Below are 18,515 nucleotides of genomic sequence, written 5' to 3'. Positions count from 1 at the left end.
GCCATGAGTGCCGTGATCCAGGGTATTTCCTCAATGGCCACCCGGCTCGTGCTGAACGAGCTCGCGCAGGCCTACCAACAGCAATCGTCCAGCCCCGTCGCCATCGAATCGGTGGGCGGCGTCGATGCCGCCAAGCGCGTGCAGGCTGGCGAATACTTCGACTTCGTGGTGCTCGCCGCCGATGCGATCGACAAGCTGATCGTCGCGGGCCGCGTCGTCGATGGCAGCCGTGTCGACCTCGTGAACTCCGGCGTCGCAGTGGCCGTGAAGGCCGGCGCTCCGCAGCCCGACATCTCCAGCGAAGAGGCGCTCAAGCGCGCCGTGCTGGCCGCGCCCACCGTCGGTTACTCCACCGGCCCGAGCGGCGTGGCGCTGGTCAAGCAGTTCGAGCGCTGGGGCATCGCCGCGCAACTGGAAGGCCGCCTGGTGCAGGCCCCGCCCGGCGTGCCCGTGGGCTCGCTGGTGGCGCGCGGCGACGTCGCCCTGGGCTTCCAGCAACTGAGCGAGCTGCTGCCGCTGGAAGGCATCACCATCGTCGGCCCGCTGCCCGCGGCCATGCAGATCAACACCATCTTCTCCGCCGGCATCTGTGCCGCCTCGGCCCAGCCCGAAGCGGTGCGCAGCCTGCTGGCCTTCATGGCTTCGCCCGCCACCGCCGAAGCGAAACGGCGCCACGGCATGGAAGCCGCCTGAAACCGTCACCGGAACCAACAACAGGAAGACCCGAGATGAGCATCATCATCGATTGCCACGGCCACTACACGACGGCCCCGAAGCAGCTGGAGCAATGGCGCAACCAGCAGATCGCCGGCATCAAGGACCCGTCGCAGAAGCCCAAGGTCGCCGACCTGAAGATCAGCGACGACGAACTGCGCGAGACGATCATCAACAACCAGCTGCGCCTGATGAAGGAGCGCGGCAACGACATGACGCTGTTCTCGCCGCGCGCGAGCTTCATGGCGCACCACATCGGCGACTTCGAGGTGTCCAGCACCTGGGCCGCGATCTGCAACGAGCTGTGCTTCCGCGTCAGCCAGCTGTTCCCCGACCACTTCGCGCCGGTGGCGATGCTGCCGCAGTCGCCGGGCGTGGACCCGAAGACCTGCATTCCCGAGATGGTGAAGTGCATCGAGCAGTACGGCAACGTCGGCATCAACCTGAACCCGGATCCCTCGGGCGGCCACTGGAAGGAGCCGCCGCTGACGGACAAGTGGTGGTACCCCATCTACGAGAAGATGGTGGAGTACGACGTGCCGGCCATGATCCACGTGTCCACTTCGTGCAACCCCGCCTTCCATACCACCGGCGCGCACTACCTGAACGCGGACACCACCGCCTTCATGCAACTGGTGCAGGGTGACCTGTTCAAGGATTTCCCGACGCTGCGCTTCATCGTCCCGCACGGCGGCGGCGCGGTGCCTTACCACTGGGGCCGCTTCCGCGGGCTGGCGCAGGAAATGAAGCGCCCGCTGCTGAAGGACCACGTGATGAACAACGTGTTCTTCGACACCTGCGTGTACCACCAGCCGGGCATCAACCTGCTGAACACCGTGATCCCGGTGAAGAACGTGCTGTTCGCCTCCGAGATGATCGGCGCCGTGCGCGGCATCGACCCCGAGACCGGCAACTACTACGACGACACGAAGAAGTACATCGACGCGTCGCCTATCCTGTCCGCCGAAGACAAGCACGCGATCTTCGAAGCGAACTCGCGCCGCGTCTTCCCGCGCCTCGATGCGCTGCTGAAGCAGCGCGGCAAGTAATACGGACTGCCGGACGCAAAAGACGCAAAGGATTCGCGAAGGACGCAAAAGAAGAATTGATTGAGTCCTTTTGCGTCCTTCGCGAATCTTTTGCGCCCTTTGCGTCCGGAAGTTTGAATCCAGGAGCTAAACCATGTATGAACTAGGCGTCGTCTACCGCAACATCAAGCGCACCGACCGCGAAACTGCCGATGCGCTGGCGAAATTCGGCTCGGCCACCGTGCACGAAGCCATGGGCCGCGTCGGCCTGCTGAAGCCCTACATGCGCCCCATCTACGCCGGCGCGCAAGTGTCCGGCACCGCCGTGACGGTGCTGGTGCACCCGGGCGACAACTGGATGATGCACGTCGTCGCCGAGCAGATCAAACCCGGCGACATCGTCGTGGCGGCCTGCACCAGCGAGAACACCGACGGCTTCTTCGGCGACCTGCTGGCCACGTCCTTCCAGGCCCGCGGCGCCCGCGCGCTGATCATCGACGCCGGCTGCCGCGACGTGAAGACGCTCACGGAGATGGGCTTCCCGGTCTGGAGCAAGGCCATCAGCTCCAAGGGCACCATCAAGGCCACGCTCGGCTCCGTCAACATCCCGGTGGTCTGCGCCGGCGCGCTGGTCACCCCCGGTGACGTGATCGTGGCCGACGACGACGGCGTGGTCTGCGTGCCCGCCGCCATGGCGAAGAAGACGCTGGACGCCGCCACCGCCCGCGAAGCCAACGAAGGCGAGAAGCGCGCCAAGCTGGCCAGCGGCGTGCTGGGCCTGGACATGTACAAGATGCGCGAGCCGCTGGAAAAGGCCGGGCTCAAGTACATCGACTGATAGTGGATGGTGCGCAGCGGAGCTGCGCACCCTACAGACGACAAGAGCAAGGAGATTTCATGCGCGACACCATTTCCCGCCGCCAGGCCCTGACCGCCATCGCTGCTGCTGCGGCCACGCCGCTGGCAGCGCAAGCGCAGGGCGCCTGGCCTGAGCACCCGGTCAGCATCGTCGTCGGCTACTCCGCCGGTGGCGCCGTGGACGCGGTGGCGCGCACGCTGGGCCAGGCCCTGCAGAAGCAGATGGGCCAGACCTTCCTGGTCGACAACAAGCCGGGCGCGGGCACCAACATCGCCGTCAAGTACGTCATCAACGCGAAGCCCGATGGCTACACGCTGTTGATGGCCGCCAACGCGCTGGCCGCGAACATGTCGCTGTTCCAGCCGCAGCCCTTCGACGCCGAGAAGGACCTGGTGCCGGTGGCGCTGATCGGCCGCGTGCCGGTGGTGCTGGCCGCCAACCCGGGCGCGCCCTTCAGCAACGTCAAGCAGCTGATCGAAGCCGCCAAGAAGAAGCCGAACTCGGTGGCCTTCGCCTCGCCCGGCAACGGCTCGACGCCGCACATGGCCGCGGAGCTGTTCGCCCGCGCCGCCGGCATCGACCTGATGCACGTGCCCTACAAGGGCGGCGCCCAGGCCATCACCGACGTGGTCGGCGGCCAGGTGCCCCTGCTGGCGATGAACGCGCTGGAAGTGAAGCCGATGGCCGAGAGCGGCAAGCTCAAGGTGCTGGCCGTGCTGAGCCCGCAGCGTTCGCCCATCTTCCCCGACGTGCCCACCATCGCCGAAAGCGGCTTCAAGGGCTTCGAGGCCTCCGTCTGGTACGCGCTGATGGCGCCGGCCCACACGCCCGCGGCCATCGTCGACAAGCTGCATGCCGAAGTGCAGAAGGCCCTGGCCTCGCCCGAGGTGAAGGAACGCGTCACGGCCGTCGGCGGCGAAGTCATCCCCGGCACGCGCCAGCAACTGGCGCAGCTGCTGCATTCCGAGATCCAGCGCTACGCGAAGCTGGTCAAGGATGCCAACATCAAAGCGGATTGAACGAAGACATGAGCAAACCCACTTCCGGCGGTTTCGAGAAGACGCCCGGCTGGCTCGACTGGTACGCAGGCCCGAGCAAGCCCCAATTCAAGCTGCCGCCCAACGCGGTCGACGCGCATTGCCACGTGTTCGGCCCCGGCGCGGAGTTCCCCTATGCGCCCGAGCGCAAGTACACGCCCTGCGACGCCAGCAAGGCGCAGCTGTTCGCGCTGCGCGACCACCTGGGCTTCACGAAGAACGTGGTGGTGCAGGCCACCTGCCACGGCGCCGACAACCGCGCCATGGTCGACGCGCTGAAGGCCTCCAATGGCAAGGCCAAGGGCATCGCCACCGTCAAGCGCAGCATCAGCGACGCCGAACTGCAGGAGCTGCATGCCGCCGGCGTGCGCGGCGTGCGCTTCAACTTCGTCAAGCGTCTCGTGGACTTCACGCCCAAGGACGAACTGATGGAGATCGCCGGCCGCATCGCCAAGCTGGGCTGGCACATCGTCATCTATTTCGAGGCGGTGGACCTGCCCGAGCTGTGGGACTTCTTCACCGGCCTGCCGACCACGGTGGTGGTGGACCACATGGGCCGCCCGGACGTGACCAAGCCGATCGACGGCCCCGAGTTCGAGCTGTTCCTGAAGTTCATGCGCGAGAACACCAACGTGTGGAGCAAGGTGAGCTGCCCCGAGCGCCTGTCGGTGTCCGGCCCGCCGGCGCTGGACGGCGAGCGCAATGCCTACCAGGACGTCGTGCCGTTCGCGCGCAAGGTGGTCGAGAGCTTCCCCGATCGCGTGCTGTGGGGCACCGACTGGCCGCACCCGAACCTGAAGGGCCACATGCCCGACGACGGCCTGCTGGTGGACTTCATCCCGCACATCGCGCCCACCAAGGAACTGCAGCAGAAGCTGCTGGTCGACAACCCCAACCGCCTCTACTGGCCCGAGGAGAAATAGCATGTCTCTCGACAAGCCGTACGCCAACATCCCCGGCACCACCATCTTCGACGCCGAGCAGAGCCGCAAGGGCTACTGGCTCAACCAGTTCTGCATGTCGCTGATGAAGGCCGAGAACCGCGAGCGCTTCAAGAAGGACGAGCGCGCCTATCTCGACGAATGGCCGATGACCGAGGACCAGAAGAAGTCGGTGCTGTCCCGCGACATGAACGCCATGATCGCGCTGGGCGGCAACATCTACTTCCTGGCCAAGATCGGCGCCACCGACGGCAAGAGCTTCCAGCAGATGGCGGGCTCGATGACCGGCATGACCGAAGAGGCCTACCGCGACATGATGGTCGGCGGCGGCCGTCCGGCCACCTGGGGCCGGGAACAGGAGAAAAAATAATGGCGCGCATCACCGCCTCCGTCTACACGTCGCACGTGCCCGCCATCGGCGCGGCCATGGACCTGGGCAAGGCCCAGGAGCCGTACTGGCAGAAGGTCTTCTCCGGCTACGAATTTTCAAGGAAATGGGAGCAGGAGAACAAGCCGGACGTCGTGTTCCTGGTCTTCAACGACCACGCCACGGCCTTCAGCCTGGAAATGATCCCGACCTTCGCGATCGGCACCGCGGCTGAATTCCAGCCCGCCGACGAGGGCTGGGGCCCGCGCCCGGTGCCCAAGGTGATCGGCGCGCCGGACCTGGCTTCGCACATCGCCCACTCGGTGATCCAGCAGGACTTCGACCTGACCATCGTCAACAAGATGGACGTGGACCACGGCTTGACCGTGCCGCTGTCGCTGATGTGCGGCCAGGTGAAGGAATGGCCCTTCAAGGTCATTCCCTTCGCCGTCAACGTCGTGCAGTACCCGGTGCCGAGCGGCATGCGCTGCTTCAAGCTGGGCCAGGCGATCCGCAAGGCCGTCGAGAGCTTCGACGAAGACCTGAACGTGCAGATCTGGGGCACCGGCGGCATGAGTCACCAGCTGCAGGGCCCGCGCGCCGGCCTGATCAACAAGGAGTGGGACAACAAGTTCCTGGACCGGCTGATCGAGGATCCGGAAGGCCTGGCCAACGTGAACCACATCGAATACGTCAACGAAGCCGGCAGCGAAGGCATCGAACTGGTGATGTGGCTGATCGCGCGCGGCGCGATGAGCGACGTCGCCGGCGGCCCCAAGCCCGTCGTCAAGCACCGCTTCTACCATGTCCCGGCGTCCAACACCGCCGTGGGCCACCTGATCCTGGAGAACCCCCAATGAGCAAGACCGTCCGCATCGCCCTGGCGGGCCCCGGCGCCTTCGGCATCAAGCACCTCGATGGCCTGAAGAACATCGATGGCGTGGAAGTCACGTCGATCATCGGCCGCGAACTGGGCAAGGCCCAGGAAGTGGCCGACAAGTACGGCGCCAAGCACGTGACGAACAACCTCGACGAGGCGCTGGCGCGCCCCGACGTCGACGCCGTCATCCTGTGCACGCCCACGCAGATGCACGCCGCCCAGTCCATCGCCGCCATGAAGGCCGGCAAGCACGTGCAGGTCGAGATCCCGCTGTGCGACAAGCTGGAGGAAGGCCGCGAAGTGCTGGCGACGCAGAAGCAGACGGGCCTGGTCGCGATGGTCGGCCACACCCGCCGCTTCAACCCCAGCCACCAGTACGTGCACAAGGAAATCGAGGCCGGCAAGTTCAACATCCAGCAGATGGATGTGCAGACCTATTTCTTCCGCCGCACCAACATGAACGCCGCCGGCCAGGCCCGCAGCTGGACCGACCACCTGCTGTGGCACCACGCCGCGCACACGGTGGACCTGTTCCAGTACCAGGCCGGCAGCAAGGTCGTGAAGGCCAATGCGATCCAGGGCCCGATCCATCCGGCGCTCGGCATCGCCATGGACATGAGCATCCAGCTGCAGGCTGAGAACGGCGCCATCTGCACGCTGTCGCTGTCCTTCAACAACGATGGCCCGCTGGGCACCTTCTTCCGCTACATCGGCGACACCGCGACCTACATCGCGCGCTACGACGACCTGTTCAACGGCAAGGAAGAGAAGATCGACGTGTCGAAGGTGGACGTGTCGATGAACGGCATCGAACTGCAGGACCGCGAGTTCATCGCCGCGATCCGCGAAGGCCGCGAGCCGAATTCCAGCGTGGGCCAGGTGATGGCCTGCTACGACGTGCTGGACCAGCTGGAGAAGCAGCTGGGCTGACCGTCACCGGTCCCCAAGCAAAAAGCGCCGCAAATGCGGCGCTTTTCTTTTTACTTCGGCTCCTCGCTCGGGCTGGTGGTCGCCGGGGCCGGCTGCGGCGCCGACTTGCGGGCCGCCTTTTCTTCCTTCTTGCGCTTCTTCTCGAGTTCGCGTTGGCGTTTCTCGAATCCGTAGTTGGGTTTCGGCATGCTGGTCTCCTTGGGGACAGGCCGCGCTCGCCTGTCAGATGGGCAATTGCTCTGCAGGAGCCCTTTGCGCGTGTCTCGCCGCTCCATGGTAGCGCATCTCAAGCGAACTTGACCCCGCGCAAAACCGCATCCGGCGAAGGGCGCGATCATTCCCGCATGCCTTCCCTCCTGCGCGGAGCGCTGTCCGCGCTGCTGCTCGCCCTGAACACGCTCTTCTGGAGTTCGCTGGTCTTCGCCGGCGCGCTGGTCAAGCTGTTGCTGCCGTTCCACGCGGCGCGGCGCCGGATCGACCCGCTGCTCGATGCCTTCGCCCGCGGCTGGGTGGCCTGCAACAGCGCCTGGATGCGGTGGCTGCTGCCCACGCAATGGGACGCGGAAGGCGCGGATGGCCTGGAGCGCGCCGGCTGGTACCTGGTGAACTGCAACCACCAGTCCTGGGTCGACATCTTCGCGCTGCAGCACGTGCTGCACGGGCGCATCCCGCTGCTCAAGTTCTTCCTCAAGCAGCAGCTGATTTACGTGCCGGTGATCGGGCTGGCCTGGTGGGCGCTGGATTTCCCCTTCATGCGCAGGCACGGCAAGAGCGAGCTGCGCCGCCGGCCGGAACTGCGGGCCCAGGACCAGGAGGCGACGCTGCGCGCCTGCCGCAAGTTCTCTCGCGCGCCGACCAGCGTGATGAACTTCGTCGAAGGCACGCGCTTCACGCCGGGCAAGCACGGCGCCCAGGCCTCGCCTTACAAGCACCTGCTCAAGCCCAAGGCCGGCGCCTTCGCGCTGACGCTCAACGCGATGGGCGAGCGCTTCAACTCGCTGCTGGATGCGACCATCGTCTACCCGCAGGGCGTGCCGAGCTTCTGGGACTTCCTGTGCGGCCGCGCGCCGCGCATCGTCGTGCGCTTGCGGCAGTTGCCCATCCCGGAAGGATTCGCCGCCAGCGACTACGCCAGCGACCCGGCCTTCCGCCGGCGCTTCCAGCGCTGGCTGGCGGCGCTGTGGGAGGAGAAGGACCGGCAGGTCGACGAGCTGCTGCACGCCGCGGCGCGCGCCTGATCAGGTCTCCTCCACCTCCACCTTCGTCGCATCCTCGCGCCGCGACATCCGCATCCGCAGCTGGAAGCGGTCCGCCCGGTACCAGGCCATGAACAGCTGGATCGCCGCGCCGTCGGCGTCGTACAGCACCCGCGTGAGCTTCATGATCGGCGCGCCGATGGCGATGCCCAGCGCCTGCGCTACCTCGTAGCCCGCGGCCTCGCAGGTCACCACCTGGTCGGCCGCGCCGATGCGGATGCCATGCTCCTCCAGCAGCTGCACGAAGGCCTTGCGTTCCAGCGCCGTGCGGCTGACTGCCGGCGCCACATGGCGCGGCACGTGCACCTCCGTGTAGGTGAGCGTGCCGCCTTCGTTGGAGCGCAGGCGCACGACCCTCAGCAACTTCTCGCCAGCGGCAAGCCCGAGCTGCTGCGCAACGAAAGGCGAGGCCGGCACCCAGCGGAAGGACAACACCTTGCGCACGTCGGGCCGCCCGCGATCGAGGAACTTGTCGACGTGTTCCCGCAGCAGGCGAGGGCGCGCGGGCGCGCCTTCGGCCGCGGCGACGGTGCCGCGCCGCTCGGTACGCAGCACCAGCCCCTGGTCCTGCAGGCGCTGCAGCGCGGTGCGGATGGTGACGCGCGCCGCGCCGAATTCGGCGGCCAGCGCCCGCTCGCCCGGCAGCCCGGTGCCGTCGTACATGCCGGCGCGGATGCGCGCGGCGAGCGCCATCTCGATGCGGTGGTAGCGGGCGACGGGGGAGGCTTGGGCCATGTTGTGGTCTAAAGGATAGGACCAGTGGTTCCATTGTAGGGAGAGCCCCGGGCACCCAGAATGCGCGATTCGCTGCAGACTCGGGCCCTTGCCGCCCCCTGAAGGAGACAACATGCAAACTTTCCGCCGCCTGGCTGTGCTGTGCGCCGCCACCGTCACCGCCGTCGCCGCCCACGCCGCCGACCCCTGGCCCAGCCACCCCATCCACTTCGTCGTGCCCTTCGGCCCCGGCGGCGCCAATGACCTGCTGGGCCGCGCGGCCGCCGACGGCGCCTCCAAGGCGCTGGGCGTGCCGGTCATCGTCGACAACAAGCCGGGCGCCGGCGCGGTGCTGGGCACCGACATCGTCGCCAAGGCGCAGCCCGATGGCTACACCTTCCTGATCAGCGCCGCCGGCGTCATCTCCAACAGCATGATCCGCAAGGTCCCGTACAAGGACAGCGACCTCGTGCCGGTGGCGATGGTCGGCCTGGCCCCCTCGGTCATCATCGTGCCCGCCAACTCGCCCTACCAGGACCTGAAGGACTTCGTCGCGAAATCCAAGGAAGGCAAGGGCCTGCACTTCGGCACCGCCGGCGTCGGCAGCACGCCGCACTTCGTCGAGGGCATGCTCACCACCGACTACGGTGCCAAGCTGGACCTGGTGCCCTACAAGAGCGGCGGCGAATCCGTGGCCGCCGTGCTGGGCGGGCAGATCGATGCGACCTCCGAAGCCAGCATCGTCGTGATCCCTTACCTGAAGGCCGGCAAGCTGAAGGCGCTGGCCACCACCTGGACGCAGCGCATCGCTGCCTACCCGCAACTGCCCACGGCCATGGAGCAGGGCTTCAAGGACGTGCAGATCGCGCACTGGGCCGGCGTGCACGCGCCCGCCGGCACGCCGGTGGAGATCCAGGACAAGCTGGCCGCGGCCATCGACAAGGCCATGAAGGACCCGGCCACCATCGAGAAGCTGCGCGGCATGGGCATCGAGCCGATCGGCGGCACCCGTGCCTCCTTCGTCAAGTTCGTCGACGAAGAGCGCGTGCGCCTGGGCAAGGTGGTCAAGGCCACCGGCATGAAGGACGAGTGATGACTGCTGTGAGCCCGCGCAAGGCGCTGCGCGCGCTGGCCGAAGCACGCCGCGGCGTGATCGTGCCCGGCGCCTTCAATGCGCTGTCGGCGCGCGTGATCGCCGACGCCGGCTTCGAGGCCATCTACGTCACCGGCGCGGGCGTCACCAACATGTGGTTCGGCATGCCCGACCAGGCCTTCATGGGCCTGGCGGAAATCGCCGACCACACGGCGCGCATCCGCGACGCCGTGGACCTGCCGCTGCTGGTGGACGCCGACACCGGCTTCGGCAACGCGCTGAACGTGTACCACACGGTGCGCACGCTGGAGCGCGCGGGCGCCGACTGCATCCAGCTGGAAGACCAGGTGGCGCCCAAGCGCTGCGGTCACTTCAGCGGCAAGGAAGTCATCTCCACCGAGGAAGCGGTCAGCAAGATCAAGGCGGCGGTGGACGCGCGCCGCGACGCCGACCTGATGATCATGGCGCGCACCGATGCCTGCGCCACGCACGGCTTCGAGGCCGCGATCGAGCGCGCGCAGAAGATGAGCGAGGCCGGCGCCGACATCCTGTTCGTCGAGGCCGTCACGCAGCCGGATGAAGTGCGGGCGCTCCCCAAGCGCCTGGGCCCGCCCCAGCTGATGAACATGGTGATCGGCGGCAAGACGCCGATCTTCGGCGCGGACGATCTCGCTGCGCTGGGCTACGGCTTCGTGCTGTACGCCAACGCCGCCCTGCAGGGCGCGCTGGCCGGCATGAACCGCGTGCTCACCGTGCTGCGCGACACGAAGCGGGTCGACGAAGACCCGCAGCTGGTGGCGCCCTTCGCGGAGCGCCAGCGCCTCGTTGGCAAGCCGGAGTGGGATGCGCTGGAGAAGCGCTACCGCACGTAGGCGGCCTCGACGTCTCAGGCGACCAGCGCTTCCTTCCGCGGCTGCTCCCGCTCCGCCGCCTTCGCGAACACCTCCGCCGCCCACTCCACGAACGCGCGCACCCGCGCGCTCAAGTGCCGGTTCGGCGGATACACCACGTGCAGCGGGATCAGCGGATGCTTCCACTCCGGCAGCACCTCCACCAGCTCCCCGCGCGCGATGTGCGGCATCGCCTGGAAACAGGCGACTTGCGCGATGCCCAGCCCCGCGAGCGCCGCCGCGAGGTACGCATTGCCTTCGTTCACCGACAGCTTGTGCCGCCCGGCCACCTCGATGCGCTCCTCGCCCTTCTCGAACACGTTGGGAAACAGGCGTCCCGTGCGCGGCGAGAAGAAGTTGATGACGGTGTGGCCGTCCTCCAGCTCCAGCGGATGCCTGGGCGTGCCGTTGGCGGCCAGGTAGGCCGGCGTGGCGACGGATACCAGCCCCATGTTGGCGATGCGCCGTGCCACCAGCGATTGCTCGGTCAGTTCGCCGCCGCGGATCACGCAGTCGACGTTGTCGCTGATCAGGTCCACGGGCCGGTCGCCCACGCCCAGGTCCAGCTGGATGTCCGGGTAGCGGCGGTAGAAGTCCGGCAGCGCCGGGATGATGATCTGCGACGCGATCGATGAGCCCACGTCCACGCGCAGCCGGCCGCCCGGCTTGCCCTGCGCCAGCGTCATCGCCGCTTCCATCTCGTCGAGATCGTTCAACAGCCGCGAAGCGCGCTCGTAATAGGCGGCGCCATCGGGCGTGACGGTCACGCGTCGCGTCGTCCGGTTCAACAGCTTCACCTTCAGCCGGGTCTCCAGCTGCTGCAGCAGCTTGGTGGCGGAGCCCTTGGGCATGTCCAGGGACTCGGCCGCCCGCGTGAAGCTGCCGGTTTCCACCACTCGCCCGAACACCCGCATTGCCTGGATCTGGTCCATGAACTTCTACTCCTCGTCGGTGCGCATTGTTCACGGCCTGGAAACAGACAACTGGCCACGGCCCCGTTTATCCGCACGATCCGAATGCCTATATTTGCTGTCATGCGATCCTTGCCCGACCTCCTGGAGCTGCCCGGCCACGCGCCCATGGCCCTGCGCCTGCACGGCGACAAGCGTGCCGCCGCCGGCCGCCTGGTGCTGCACCTGCATGGCGGCGCCTTCACGGGCGGCGGCCTGGACAGCGGCGAGTGCCTGGCGCAACTGCTGGCCGAGAGCGGCGCGCTGGTGCTGTCCATCGCCTATCCGCTGGCGCCCGAGCATCCCTTCCCGCAAGCGGTGGAAGCGGGCTATGCGGCACTTTCCTGGCTGCACCAGCAGCGCGCGCGTATTGCCGGGCCCAAGGCGCAGGTGTTCCTGGCCGGCGAAGAAGCGGGCGGCAACCTGGCCGCTGCCATCGCGCTGGTGGCGCGCGACCGCGCCGCGCCGCCGCTGGCCGGCCTGGTGCTGGTAACGCCGATGCTCGACCCGTGCACGGCTTCCGCTTCGCAGCGGCAAGCCCAGGGCGCCGAGGTGCAGTGCCGCTTCGCCCAGGGCTGGGGCCAGTACCTGCCCAACCCGCGCGACGCCGAGCATCCTTATGCGGTGCCAGCGTACGCGCAGCGTCTGGCTGGCCTGCCGCCTACGCTGGTGCTGGCGGGCGAGGACGATCCCATGCGCGACGAAGCCACCGCTTTCGCGCGCCGCCTGGAGCAGGCCGGCGTTGCCGTCCGCACGGCGCTGGTCCCGGCCACCGGCTGGCCCGAGTCGCTGGAGACCGTGGCCGAGCCCTGTCCCTGCGCCGCGGTGGTGCAGGGCGAGTTCGCGCGCTTCCTTGCCGCGCCCGTGCCGCAGCCCTCGTAGCGCTCCGCGCCACCCCTTCATCCCCCATTGCACATCCCGGCCTGTTGGCCGGGCTGGGCCAACGCATCCCAAAAGAAAGGCATCACCATGGAAAACGCTGCCAACAACAAGAAGCGCAACTGGCGACTGTGGACCGCGGCCGGCGCCGTCGCCAGCCTGTCCGCCCTCGCCACCGCCGTCATCAGCCTGCAGGGCGGGGCCGCGCAGGCCACGGCCAATGCCGCACCGCCGCCGCCGCAAGTGTCGGTGGCAACTGTCAGCGAGGCCGATGTCACTGCCTGGGACGAGTTCTCCGGCCGGCTGGAAGCCGTCGAACGCGTCGAGGTACGTTCGCGCGTCGCCGGTGCCGTGCAGGCCGTGCATTTCCGCGAAGGCGCGCTGGTGCGCCAGGGCGAGCTGTTGATCACGATCGACCCCGCGCCTTACCAGGCCGAAGTGGAACGCGCCGAGGCGCAGGTGGCCGCCGCGCAGGCGCGCCAGGCGCAGGCGCAGAGCGAGCACGCACGCGCCCAGCGCCTGTGGGAAGAGAGTGCCATCGCGCAGCGTGAGCTGGAAGAGCGCGCCAACGCCGAACGCGAAGCCGGCGCCAACCTGCGCGCCGCGCAGGCGCAACTGCAGGGCGCGCGCCTGAACCTGGGTTACACGCAGGTGCGCGCGCCGGTGTCGGGCCGCATCGGCAAGCTGGAAGTGACGCCTGGCAACCTGGTGGCCGCGGGCCCCGGCGCGCCGGTGCTCACCAACCTGGTTTCGGTGAGCCCGATCTATGCCAGCTTCGACGCCGACGAACAGGTGATCGCCCGCGCGCTGAAGGACCTGCCCGGTGGCGCCAGCGCCCGCCAGCTGATCGAACGCATCCCCGTGCAAATGGGCACCGGCACCAGCAGCGACACGCCTTATGCGGGCCACCTGCAGCTGGTCGACAACCAGGTGGACGCGAAGAGCGGAACCATCCGCCTGCGCGCCGCCTTCGACAACAAGGATGGCGCGCTCATTCCCGGCCAGTTCGCCCGCGTGCGCATGGGCCAGGCCCGCAGCACGCGCGCAGTGCTCGTCACCGAGCGCGCGGTCGGCACCGACCAGGAAAAGAAGTTCGTGCTGGTGGTGGGCGCGGACAACAAGGCGGAATACCGCGAAGTGACGCTGGGCGCCAGCAGCCACGGGCTGCGCGTGGTGCAGAGCGGCCTGAAGCCGGGCGAGCGCATCGTCGTCAACGGCCTGCAGCGGGTGCGCCCCGGCGCGGTGGTACAGCCGCAGCAAGTGACCATGGAAGCGAAGGCATGAACATCTCGCGCTTTTTCATCGACCGGCCGATCTTTGCCGGCGTGCTGTCGCTGTTGATCTTCCTTGCGGGGCTCATCGCGCTGCGCTCGCTGCCGATCTCGGAATACCCCGAGGTCGTGCCGCCCACCATCGTCGTGCGCGCCAACTACCCCGGCGCCAACCCGAAGGTGATCGCCGAGACGGTGGCCACGCCGCTGGAAGAGGCCATCAACGGCGTCGAAGGCATGCTCTACATGGGCAGCCAGGCGACCACCGACGGCCTGCTGACGCTCAGCGTGACCTTCCGCCTGGGCACCGACCCGGACAAGGCGCAGCAGCTGGTGCAGAACCGCGTGGCGCAGGCCGAGGCGCGGCTGCCTGAGGACGTGCGGCGCCTGGGGCTGTCCACGGTCAAGAGCTCGCCCGACATCACGATGGTGGTCCACCTCGTGTCGCCCAACGGCCGCTACGGCATGGACTACCTGCGCAACTACGCCGTGCTGAACGTGCGCGACCGGCTGGCGCGCATCGGCGGTGTCGGCGACGTCGGCATCTGGGGCGGTGGCGAGTACGCCATGCGCGTCTGGCTCGACCCGCAGAAGGTGGCGCAGCGCGGCCTGTCGGCCAGCGACGTCGTCAAGGCCATCCGCGAGCAGAACGTGCAGGCGGCCGCCGGCGTGGTGGGCGCCTCGCCCGGCCTGCCCGGTGTGGACATCCAGTTGTCCATCAACGCGCAGGGACGGCTGCAGAACGAGGAGGAGTTCGGCGACATCATCGTCAAGACCGGCAGCGACGGCGCCGTCACGCGGCTGCGCGACGTGGCGCGGCTGGAGCTGGGCGCGGCCGACTACTCGCTGCGCTCGCTCCTGAACAACGACTCCGCGGTGGGCATCGGCGTGTTCCAGGCGCCGGGCTCCAACGCGCTGCAGATCTCGGAGCAGGTGCGCGCGACGATGGAGGAACTGCGCAAGGGCATGCCCGAAGGCGTGGACTACCGCATCGCCTACGACCCCACCCAGTTCGTGCGCGCCTCCATCGAATCGGTGGTGCACACGCTGCTGGAAGCCATCGCGCTGGTGGTGCTGGTGGTGATCCTGTTCCTGCAGACCTGGCGGGCCTCGGTCATCCCGCTGCTGGCCGTGCCGGTGTCGGTGGTTGGCACCTTCGCGGTGCTGCACATGCTGGGTTTCTCGATCAATGCGCTGAGCCTGTTCGGGCTGGTGCTGGCCATCGGCATCGTGGTGGACGACGCCATCGTGGTGGTGGAGAACGTGGAGCGCAACATCGAGGCGGGGCTGAGTCCGCGCGAGGCCACGTACCGCGCCATGCGCGAAGTGTCCGGGCCGATCATCGCCATCGCGCTGGTGCTGGTCGCGGTGTTCGTGCCGCTGGCCTTCATCAGCGGGCTCACGGGCCAGTTCTACCGCCAGTTCGCGGTGACCATCGCGATCTCCACGGTGATCTCGGCCTTCAACTCGCTGACCCTGTCGCCGGCGCTGGCGGCGCTGCTGCTGCGCGGCCACGATGCGCCCAAGGACGCGCTGACGCGCTTCATGGACCGCGCCTTCGGCTGGCTGTTCCGCCGCTTCAACAAGGTGTTCCTGCGCGGCTCGAACGCTTACGGCGGTGGCGTGCGCACGGTGCTGGCGCACAAGGGCGCGATGATCGCCGTGTACGCGGTGCTGGCCGTGGCCACGGCCGGCCTGTTCCACGCGGTGCCCAAGGGCTTCGTGCCGGCGCAGGACAAGCAGTACCTGATCGGCTTCGCGCAGCTGCCGGACGGCGCCACGCTGGACCGCACCGACGCGGTAATCCGCAAGATGGGCGAGATCGCGCAGAAGAACCCCAACGTGGAGGGCACGCTGGCTTTCCCGGGACTCTCGATCAACGGCTTCACCAACAGCTCCAACGCGGGCATCGTGTTCGCGATGCTGAAGCCCTTCGACGAGCGCAAGGGCAAGGACCAGAGCGGCGAGGCGGTGGCCGGCCAGTTGAACCAGGCCTTCGCCGGCATCCAGGACGCCTTCATCGTCATGTTCCCGCCGCCGCCCGTGCAGGGCCTGGGCACCACCGGCGGCTTCAAGCTGCAACTGGAGGACCGCGGTTCGTTGGGCTACGAAGCGATGGACAACGCGGTGAAGGCCTTCATGGCGAAGGCCTGGCAGACGCCGGAGCTGGCGGGCATGTTTACCAGCTGGCAGGTCAACGTGCCGCAGCTCTATGCCGACATCGACCGCACCCGCGCGCGCCAGCTGGGCGTGGCCGTCACCGACGTGTTCGACACCATGTCCACCTACCTGGGCAGCGTGTACGTCAACGACTTCAACAAGTTCGGCCGCACCTACAGCGTGCGGGTGCAGGCGGACGCGGCCTACCGCGCGCGGCCGGAGGACATCGGCGCGCTGAAGGTGCGCTCTTCGTCCGGCGAGATGGTGCCGCTGTCGGCGCTGATGAACGTGCGTTCCAGCTACGGGCCGGAGCGGGCCATGCGCTACAACGGCTACCTCACAGCCGACATCAACGGCGGGCCGGCCCCGGGCTTCTCGTCCGGCCAGGCGCAGGAGGCGATCAAGCGCATCGCTGCGGAGACGCTGCCCTCGGGCATCTCCTACGAATGGACCGAGCTGACCTACCAGGAGATCCTGGCCGGCAATTCCGCGGTGGTGGTGTTCCCGCTGGCCATCCTGCTGGTGTTCCTGGTGCTGGCCGCGCAGTACGAAAGCCTGACCCTGCCGCTGGCGATCCTGCTGATCGTGCCCATGGGCGTGTTCGCGGCGCTGGCTGGCGTGTGGCTCGGTGGCGGCGAGAACAACGTGTTCACGCAGATCGGGCTGATGGTGCTGGTGGGCCTGTCGGCGAAGAACGCGATCCTGATCGTGGAGTTCGCCCGCGAGCTGGAGTTCGCGGGGAAGACCCCGGTGCAGGCGGCGATCGAGGCTGCACGCCTGCGCCTGCGGCCGATCCTGATGACCTCGCTGGCCTTCGTGATGGGCGTGGTGCCGCTGGTGCTGTCTTCCGGCGCGGGCTCCGAGATGCGGCGCGCCATGGGCGTGGCCGTGTTCAGCGGAATGATCGGCGTGACGGCCTTCGGCCTCTTCCTCACGCCCGTGTTCTACGTCGTGCTGCGGCGGCTGGCGGGCAACCGGCCGCTGCGCCAGCACGGGCAGGTGCCCCACTTCGAGGGCTTCGCCGGCGGTGGTGGCGGCGCGGTGCGCCCCGTTCCCGCGGCGCCCCTGCATTCCCTGGAGTCCTGATCATGAAGACCTTCGCGCTTCTTCCCCTCGTCGGCGCGCTGCTGCTCGCCGGTTGCGCCACCGCCTTGCCGGAGCTGCCCGCGCAGCCGGCGCCGCCCGTGCAATTCAAGGAGGCCGCACGCTGGACCACCGCGGCGCCGGCCGAAGCGCAGGACCGGGGTGAATGGTGGAAAGCCTTCGCCGACCCGCAGCTGGATGCCTTGGTGCGGCGCGCCGGCGAAGCCAACACCAGCGTCGCCGAGGCCGCCGCGCGGCTGGCACAAGCGCGTTCGTTGGTGCGCGCCGCCAATGCCGACCGCCTGCCGCAGGTCGGCTTGGGCGCTTCGGTGGACCGCGCGGCCGGCGCCAACAGCGTGGCCGGCCCCGCGCCTTTCGCGCTCTACCAGGCCGGCGTGCAGCTCGCCTACGAGCCCGACCTGTTCGGCCGCGCCACCGGCCGGCGCGACGTCGCCTCGCTGGATGCGCAGGCGCGCGAAGCGCTGCTGCAAAGCACGCGCCTGGCCGTGCAGGCCGAGACGGCGCAAACCTACCTGGTGCTGCGCGCGCTGGACGTGGAGCAGGCGCTGGTGCGCGAGACGGTGGACGCCTATGCCGGCACCTTGCGCCTGACGCAGCGCCGCTACCAGGCCGGTGACGTCGCCGAGCTCGACGTCGTCCGCGCGCAGACTGAAGTTGCCGCCACCGAGGCCGATGGCCTGGCCATCGCCCGGCAGCGCGCCACCGTCGAACATGCGCTGGCGGTGCTGGTCGGCGAACCGGCGTCGGAGTTCACGGTGCCGGTTGCAGACTGGACGACGGCCTTGCCCGTCATCCCCGCGGGCGTGCCGGCGACGGTGCTGGCGCGGCGGCCGGACGTGGCCGCGGCCCAGTCCTCGCTGCTGGCGGCGCAGGCGCGCGTCGGCGTGGCGCAGGCGGCCTGGTTCCCCAGCCTGTCGCTGACCGCGGAAGGCGGCTTCGCATCACCGGCGCTGGGCGACCTGCTGCGCTGGTCGGCCCGCGCGTGGAGCGTGGAGGCGCTGCTGTCCTTGCCGATCTTCGACGGCGGTCGCAGGCAGGCCGGTGTCGAGAGCGCGCAGGCGCAGCTCGATGCCGCGCTGGCCAGCTACCGCGGCCAGGTGCTGGTGGCTTTCCGTGAAGTGGAAGACCAGCTGTCGGCGCTGCGCCTGCTGCACGAGCAGTCGCTGGCGCAGGGCCGCGCCGTCGATGCGGCTCGTCGAGCCACCACGCTGTCGGACACGCGCTACCGCAACGGCCTGGTGAGCCAGCTGGAACTGCTGGACGCGCGCCGCAGCGAGCTGCGCAATCGCCGCGAGGCGCTACAGGTGCGGTCCGCGGAGTTCCAGGCGACGGTGGTGCTGGTGAAGGCGCTGGGTGGCAGCTGGGACGCTGCGCCGCGCCAGGGCGAGGGCAGGGCGCGCACCGAGCTGGCCGTGAAGGGACGCGGTTGAGGCATGGGCCTC

General features: G+C 68.5%; 18 protein-coding genes. 15 read left to right on the top strand and 3 right to left on the bottom strand.

What is annotated here, in order from left to right:
- The first annotated feature begins 3 nt into the window (after nucleotides 1-3).
- From HHL11_RS20990 to HHL11_RS20955, 8 genes are all read left to right on the top strand, one after another.
- Nucleotides 4-693 carry a substrate-binding domain-containing protein gene (locus HHL11_RS20990; protein ID WP_205964505.1) on the top strand — a complete coding sequence of 230 codons (690 nt, stop codon included), beginning with the start codon at nucleotides 4-6 and terminating at the stop codon, nucleotides 691-693.
- 35 nt (nucleotides 694-728) lie between these two features.
- On the top strand, nucleotides 729-1,763 hold the full coding sequence (locus HHL11_RS20985) for an amidohydrolase family protein (protein WP_169420513.1): 1,035 nt from the start codon (nucleotides 729-731) through the stop codon (nucleotides 1,761-1,763).
- Nucleotides 1,764-1,896: 133 nt separating this feature from the next.
- Nucleotides 1,897-2,580 (top strand): 4-carboxy-4-hydroxy-2-oxoadipate aldolase/oxaloacetate decarboxylase, encoded by a 684-nt coding sequence (gene ligK / locus HHL11_RS20980; protein ID WP_169420512.1) that lies wholly within the window; start codon nucleotides 1,897-1,899, stop codon nucleotides 2,578-2,580.
- A gap of 59 nt (nucleotides 2,581-2,639) precedes the next feature.
- Nucleotides 2,640-3,620 (top strand): tripartite tricarboxylate transporter substrate binding protein, encoded by a 981-nt coding sequence (locus tag HHL11_RS20975; protein WP_169420511.1) that lies wholly within the window; start codon nucleotides 2,640-2,642, stop codon nucleotides 3,618-3,620.
- Between the two features lie 8 nt (nucleotides 3,621-3,628).
- Complete coding sequence (locus HHL11_RS20970) at nucleotides 3,629-4,561, top strand: amidohydrolase family protein (RefSeq protein WP_169420510.1); 933 nt, start codon at nucleotides 3,629-3,631, stop codon at nucleotides 4,559-4,561.
- A 1-nt stretch (nucleotide 4,562) separates the two neighbouring features.
- Nucleotides 4,563-4,949, top strand: coding sequence for a protocatechuate 4,5-dioxygenase subunit alpha (ligA, locus tag HHL11_RS20965; RefSeq protein ID WP_169420509.1), 387 nt, complete (start codon nucleotides 4,563-4,565; stop codon nucleotides 4,947-4,949).
- Complete coding sequence (locus HHL11_RS20960) at nucleotides 4,949-5,806, top strand: class III extradiol dioxygenase subunit beta (RefSeq protein ID WP_169420508.1); 858 nt, start codon at nucleotides 4,949-4,951, stop codon at nucleotides 5,804-5,806. Before ligA ends, HHL11_RS20960 begins: the two co-directional genes overlap by 1 nt.
- Entirely contained in the window at nucleotides 5,803-6,756 is a 954-nt protein-coding gene (locus tag HHL11_RS20955) for a Gfo/Idh/MocA family oxidoreductase (RefSeq protein WP_169420507.1), read from the top strand. Before HHL11_RS20960 ends, HHL11_RS20955 begins: the two co-directional genes overlap by 4 nt.
- A 50-nt stretch (nucleotides 6,757-6,806) precedes the next feature.
- Here HHL11_RS20955 and HHL11_RS20950 read toward each other — a convergent pair whose 3' ends face one another.
- A complete protein-coding gene (locus HHL11_RS20950; protein WP_169420506.1) occupies nucleotides 6,807-6,944 on the bottom strand; it encodes a hypothetical protein in 138 nt (45 codons plus the stop codon).
- A 156-nt stretch (nucleotides 6,945-7,100) separates the two neighbouring features.
- On the opposite strand from HHL11_RS20950, the gene HHL11_RS20945 reads away from it, so the two are divergent.
- The gene (locus tag HHL11_RS20945; RefSeq protein ID WP_169420505.1) at nucleotides 7,101-7,994 is read left to right on the top strand and encodes an acyltransferase; all 894 of its coding nucleotides are present in this window, start codon (nucleotides 7,101-7,103) and stop codon (nucleotides 7,992-7,994) included.
- Here the strand turns inward: HHL11_RS20945 and HHL11_RS20940 are convergent, their stop codons facing one another.
- The gene (locus HHL11_RS20940) at nucleotides 7,995-8,747 is read right to left on the bottom strand and encodes a GntR family transcriptional regulator (RefSeq protein ID WP_169420504.1); all 753 of its coding nucleotides are present in this window, start codon (nucleotides 8,745-8,747) and stop codon (nucleotides 7,995-7,997) included.
- 112 nt (nucleotides 8,748-8,859) lie between these two features.
- On the opposite strand from HHL11_RS20940, the gene HHL11_RS20935 reads away from it, so the two are divergent.
- Both HHL11_RS20935 and HHL11_RS20930 read left to right on the top strand, forming a co-directional pair.
- A complete protein-coding gene (locus HHL11_RS20935) occupies nucleotides 8,860-9,819 on the top strand; it encodes a tripartite tricarboxylate transporter substrate binding protein (protein ID WP_169420503.1) in 960 nt (319 codons plus the stop codon).
- A complete protein-coding gene (locus tag HHL11_RS20930; protein ID WP_205964503.1) occupies nucleotides 9,819-10,691 on the top strand; it encodes an isocitrate lyase/PEP mutase family protein in 873 nt (290 codons plus the stop codon). The genes HHL11_RS20935 and HHL11_RS20930 overlap by 1 nt, the downstream gene beginning before the upstream one ends.
- Before the next feature lie 14 nt (nucleotides 10,692-10,705).
- Here the strand turns inward: HHL11_RS20930 and HHL11_RS20925 are convergent, their stop codons facing one another.
- Nucleotides 10,706-11,641, bottom strand: a complete 936-nt coding sequence (locus tag HHL11_RS20925) for a LysR family transcriptional regulator (protein WP_169420502.1) — start codon at nucleotides 11,639-11,641, stop codon at nucleotides 10,706-10,708.
- 102 nt (nucleotides 11,642-11,743) lie between these two features.
- On the opposite strand from HHL11_RS20925, the gene HHL11_RS20920 reads away from it, so the two are divergent.
- The 4 genes from HHL11_RS20920 to HHL11_RS20905 all read left to right on the top strand — a co-directional run bounded on the left by HHL11_RS20920 (nucleotide 11,744) and on the right by HHL11_RS20905 (nucleotide 18,503).
- Nucleotides 11,744-12,541 (top strand): alpha/beta hydrolase, encoded by a 798-nt coding sequence (locus HHL11_RS20920; protein WP_169420501.1) that lies wholly within the window; start codon nucleotides 11,744-11,746, stop codon nucleotides 12,539-12,541.
- 87 nt (nucleotides 12,542-12,628) lie between these two features.
- Nucleotides 12,629-13,822, top strand: coding sequence for an efflux RND transporter periplasmic adaptor subunit (locus HHL11_RS20915; RefSeq protein WP_169420500.1), 1,194 nt, complete (start codon nucleotides 12,629-12,631; stop codon nucleotides 13,820-13,822).
- Complete coding sequence (locus tag HHL11_RS20910) at nucleotides 13,819-17,055, top strand: efflux RND transporter permease subunit (protein ID WP_169420499.1); 3,237 nt, start codon at nucleotides 13,819-13,821, stop codon at nucleotides 17,053-17,055. The genes HHL11_RS20915 and HHL11_RS20910 overlap by 4 nt, the downstream gene beginning before the upstream one ends.
- Nucleotides 17,056-17,057: 2 nt before the next feature.
- On the top strand, nucleotides 17,058-18,503 hold the full coding sequence (locus HHL11_RS20905; protein ID WP_169420498.1) for an efflux transporter outer membrane subunit: 1,446 nt from the start codon (nucleotides 17,058-17,060) through the stop codon (nucleotides 18,501-18,503).
- Nucleotides 18,504-18,515 lie beyond the last annotated feature (12 nt).

The sequence above is a fragment of the Ramlibacter agri genome (assembly GCF_012927085.1).
GTDB lineage: Bacteria > Pseudomonadota > Gammaproteobacteria > Burkholderiales > Burkholderiaceae_C > Ramlibacter > Ramlibacter agri.
This window is presented reverse-complemented; position numbering and strand designations above follow the sequence as displayed.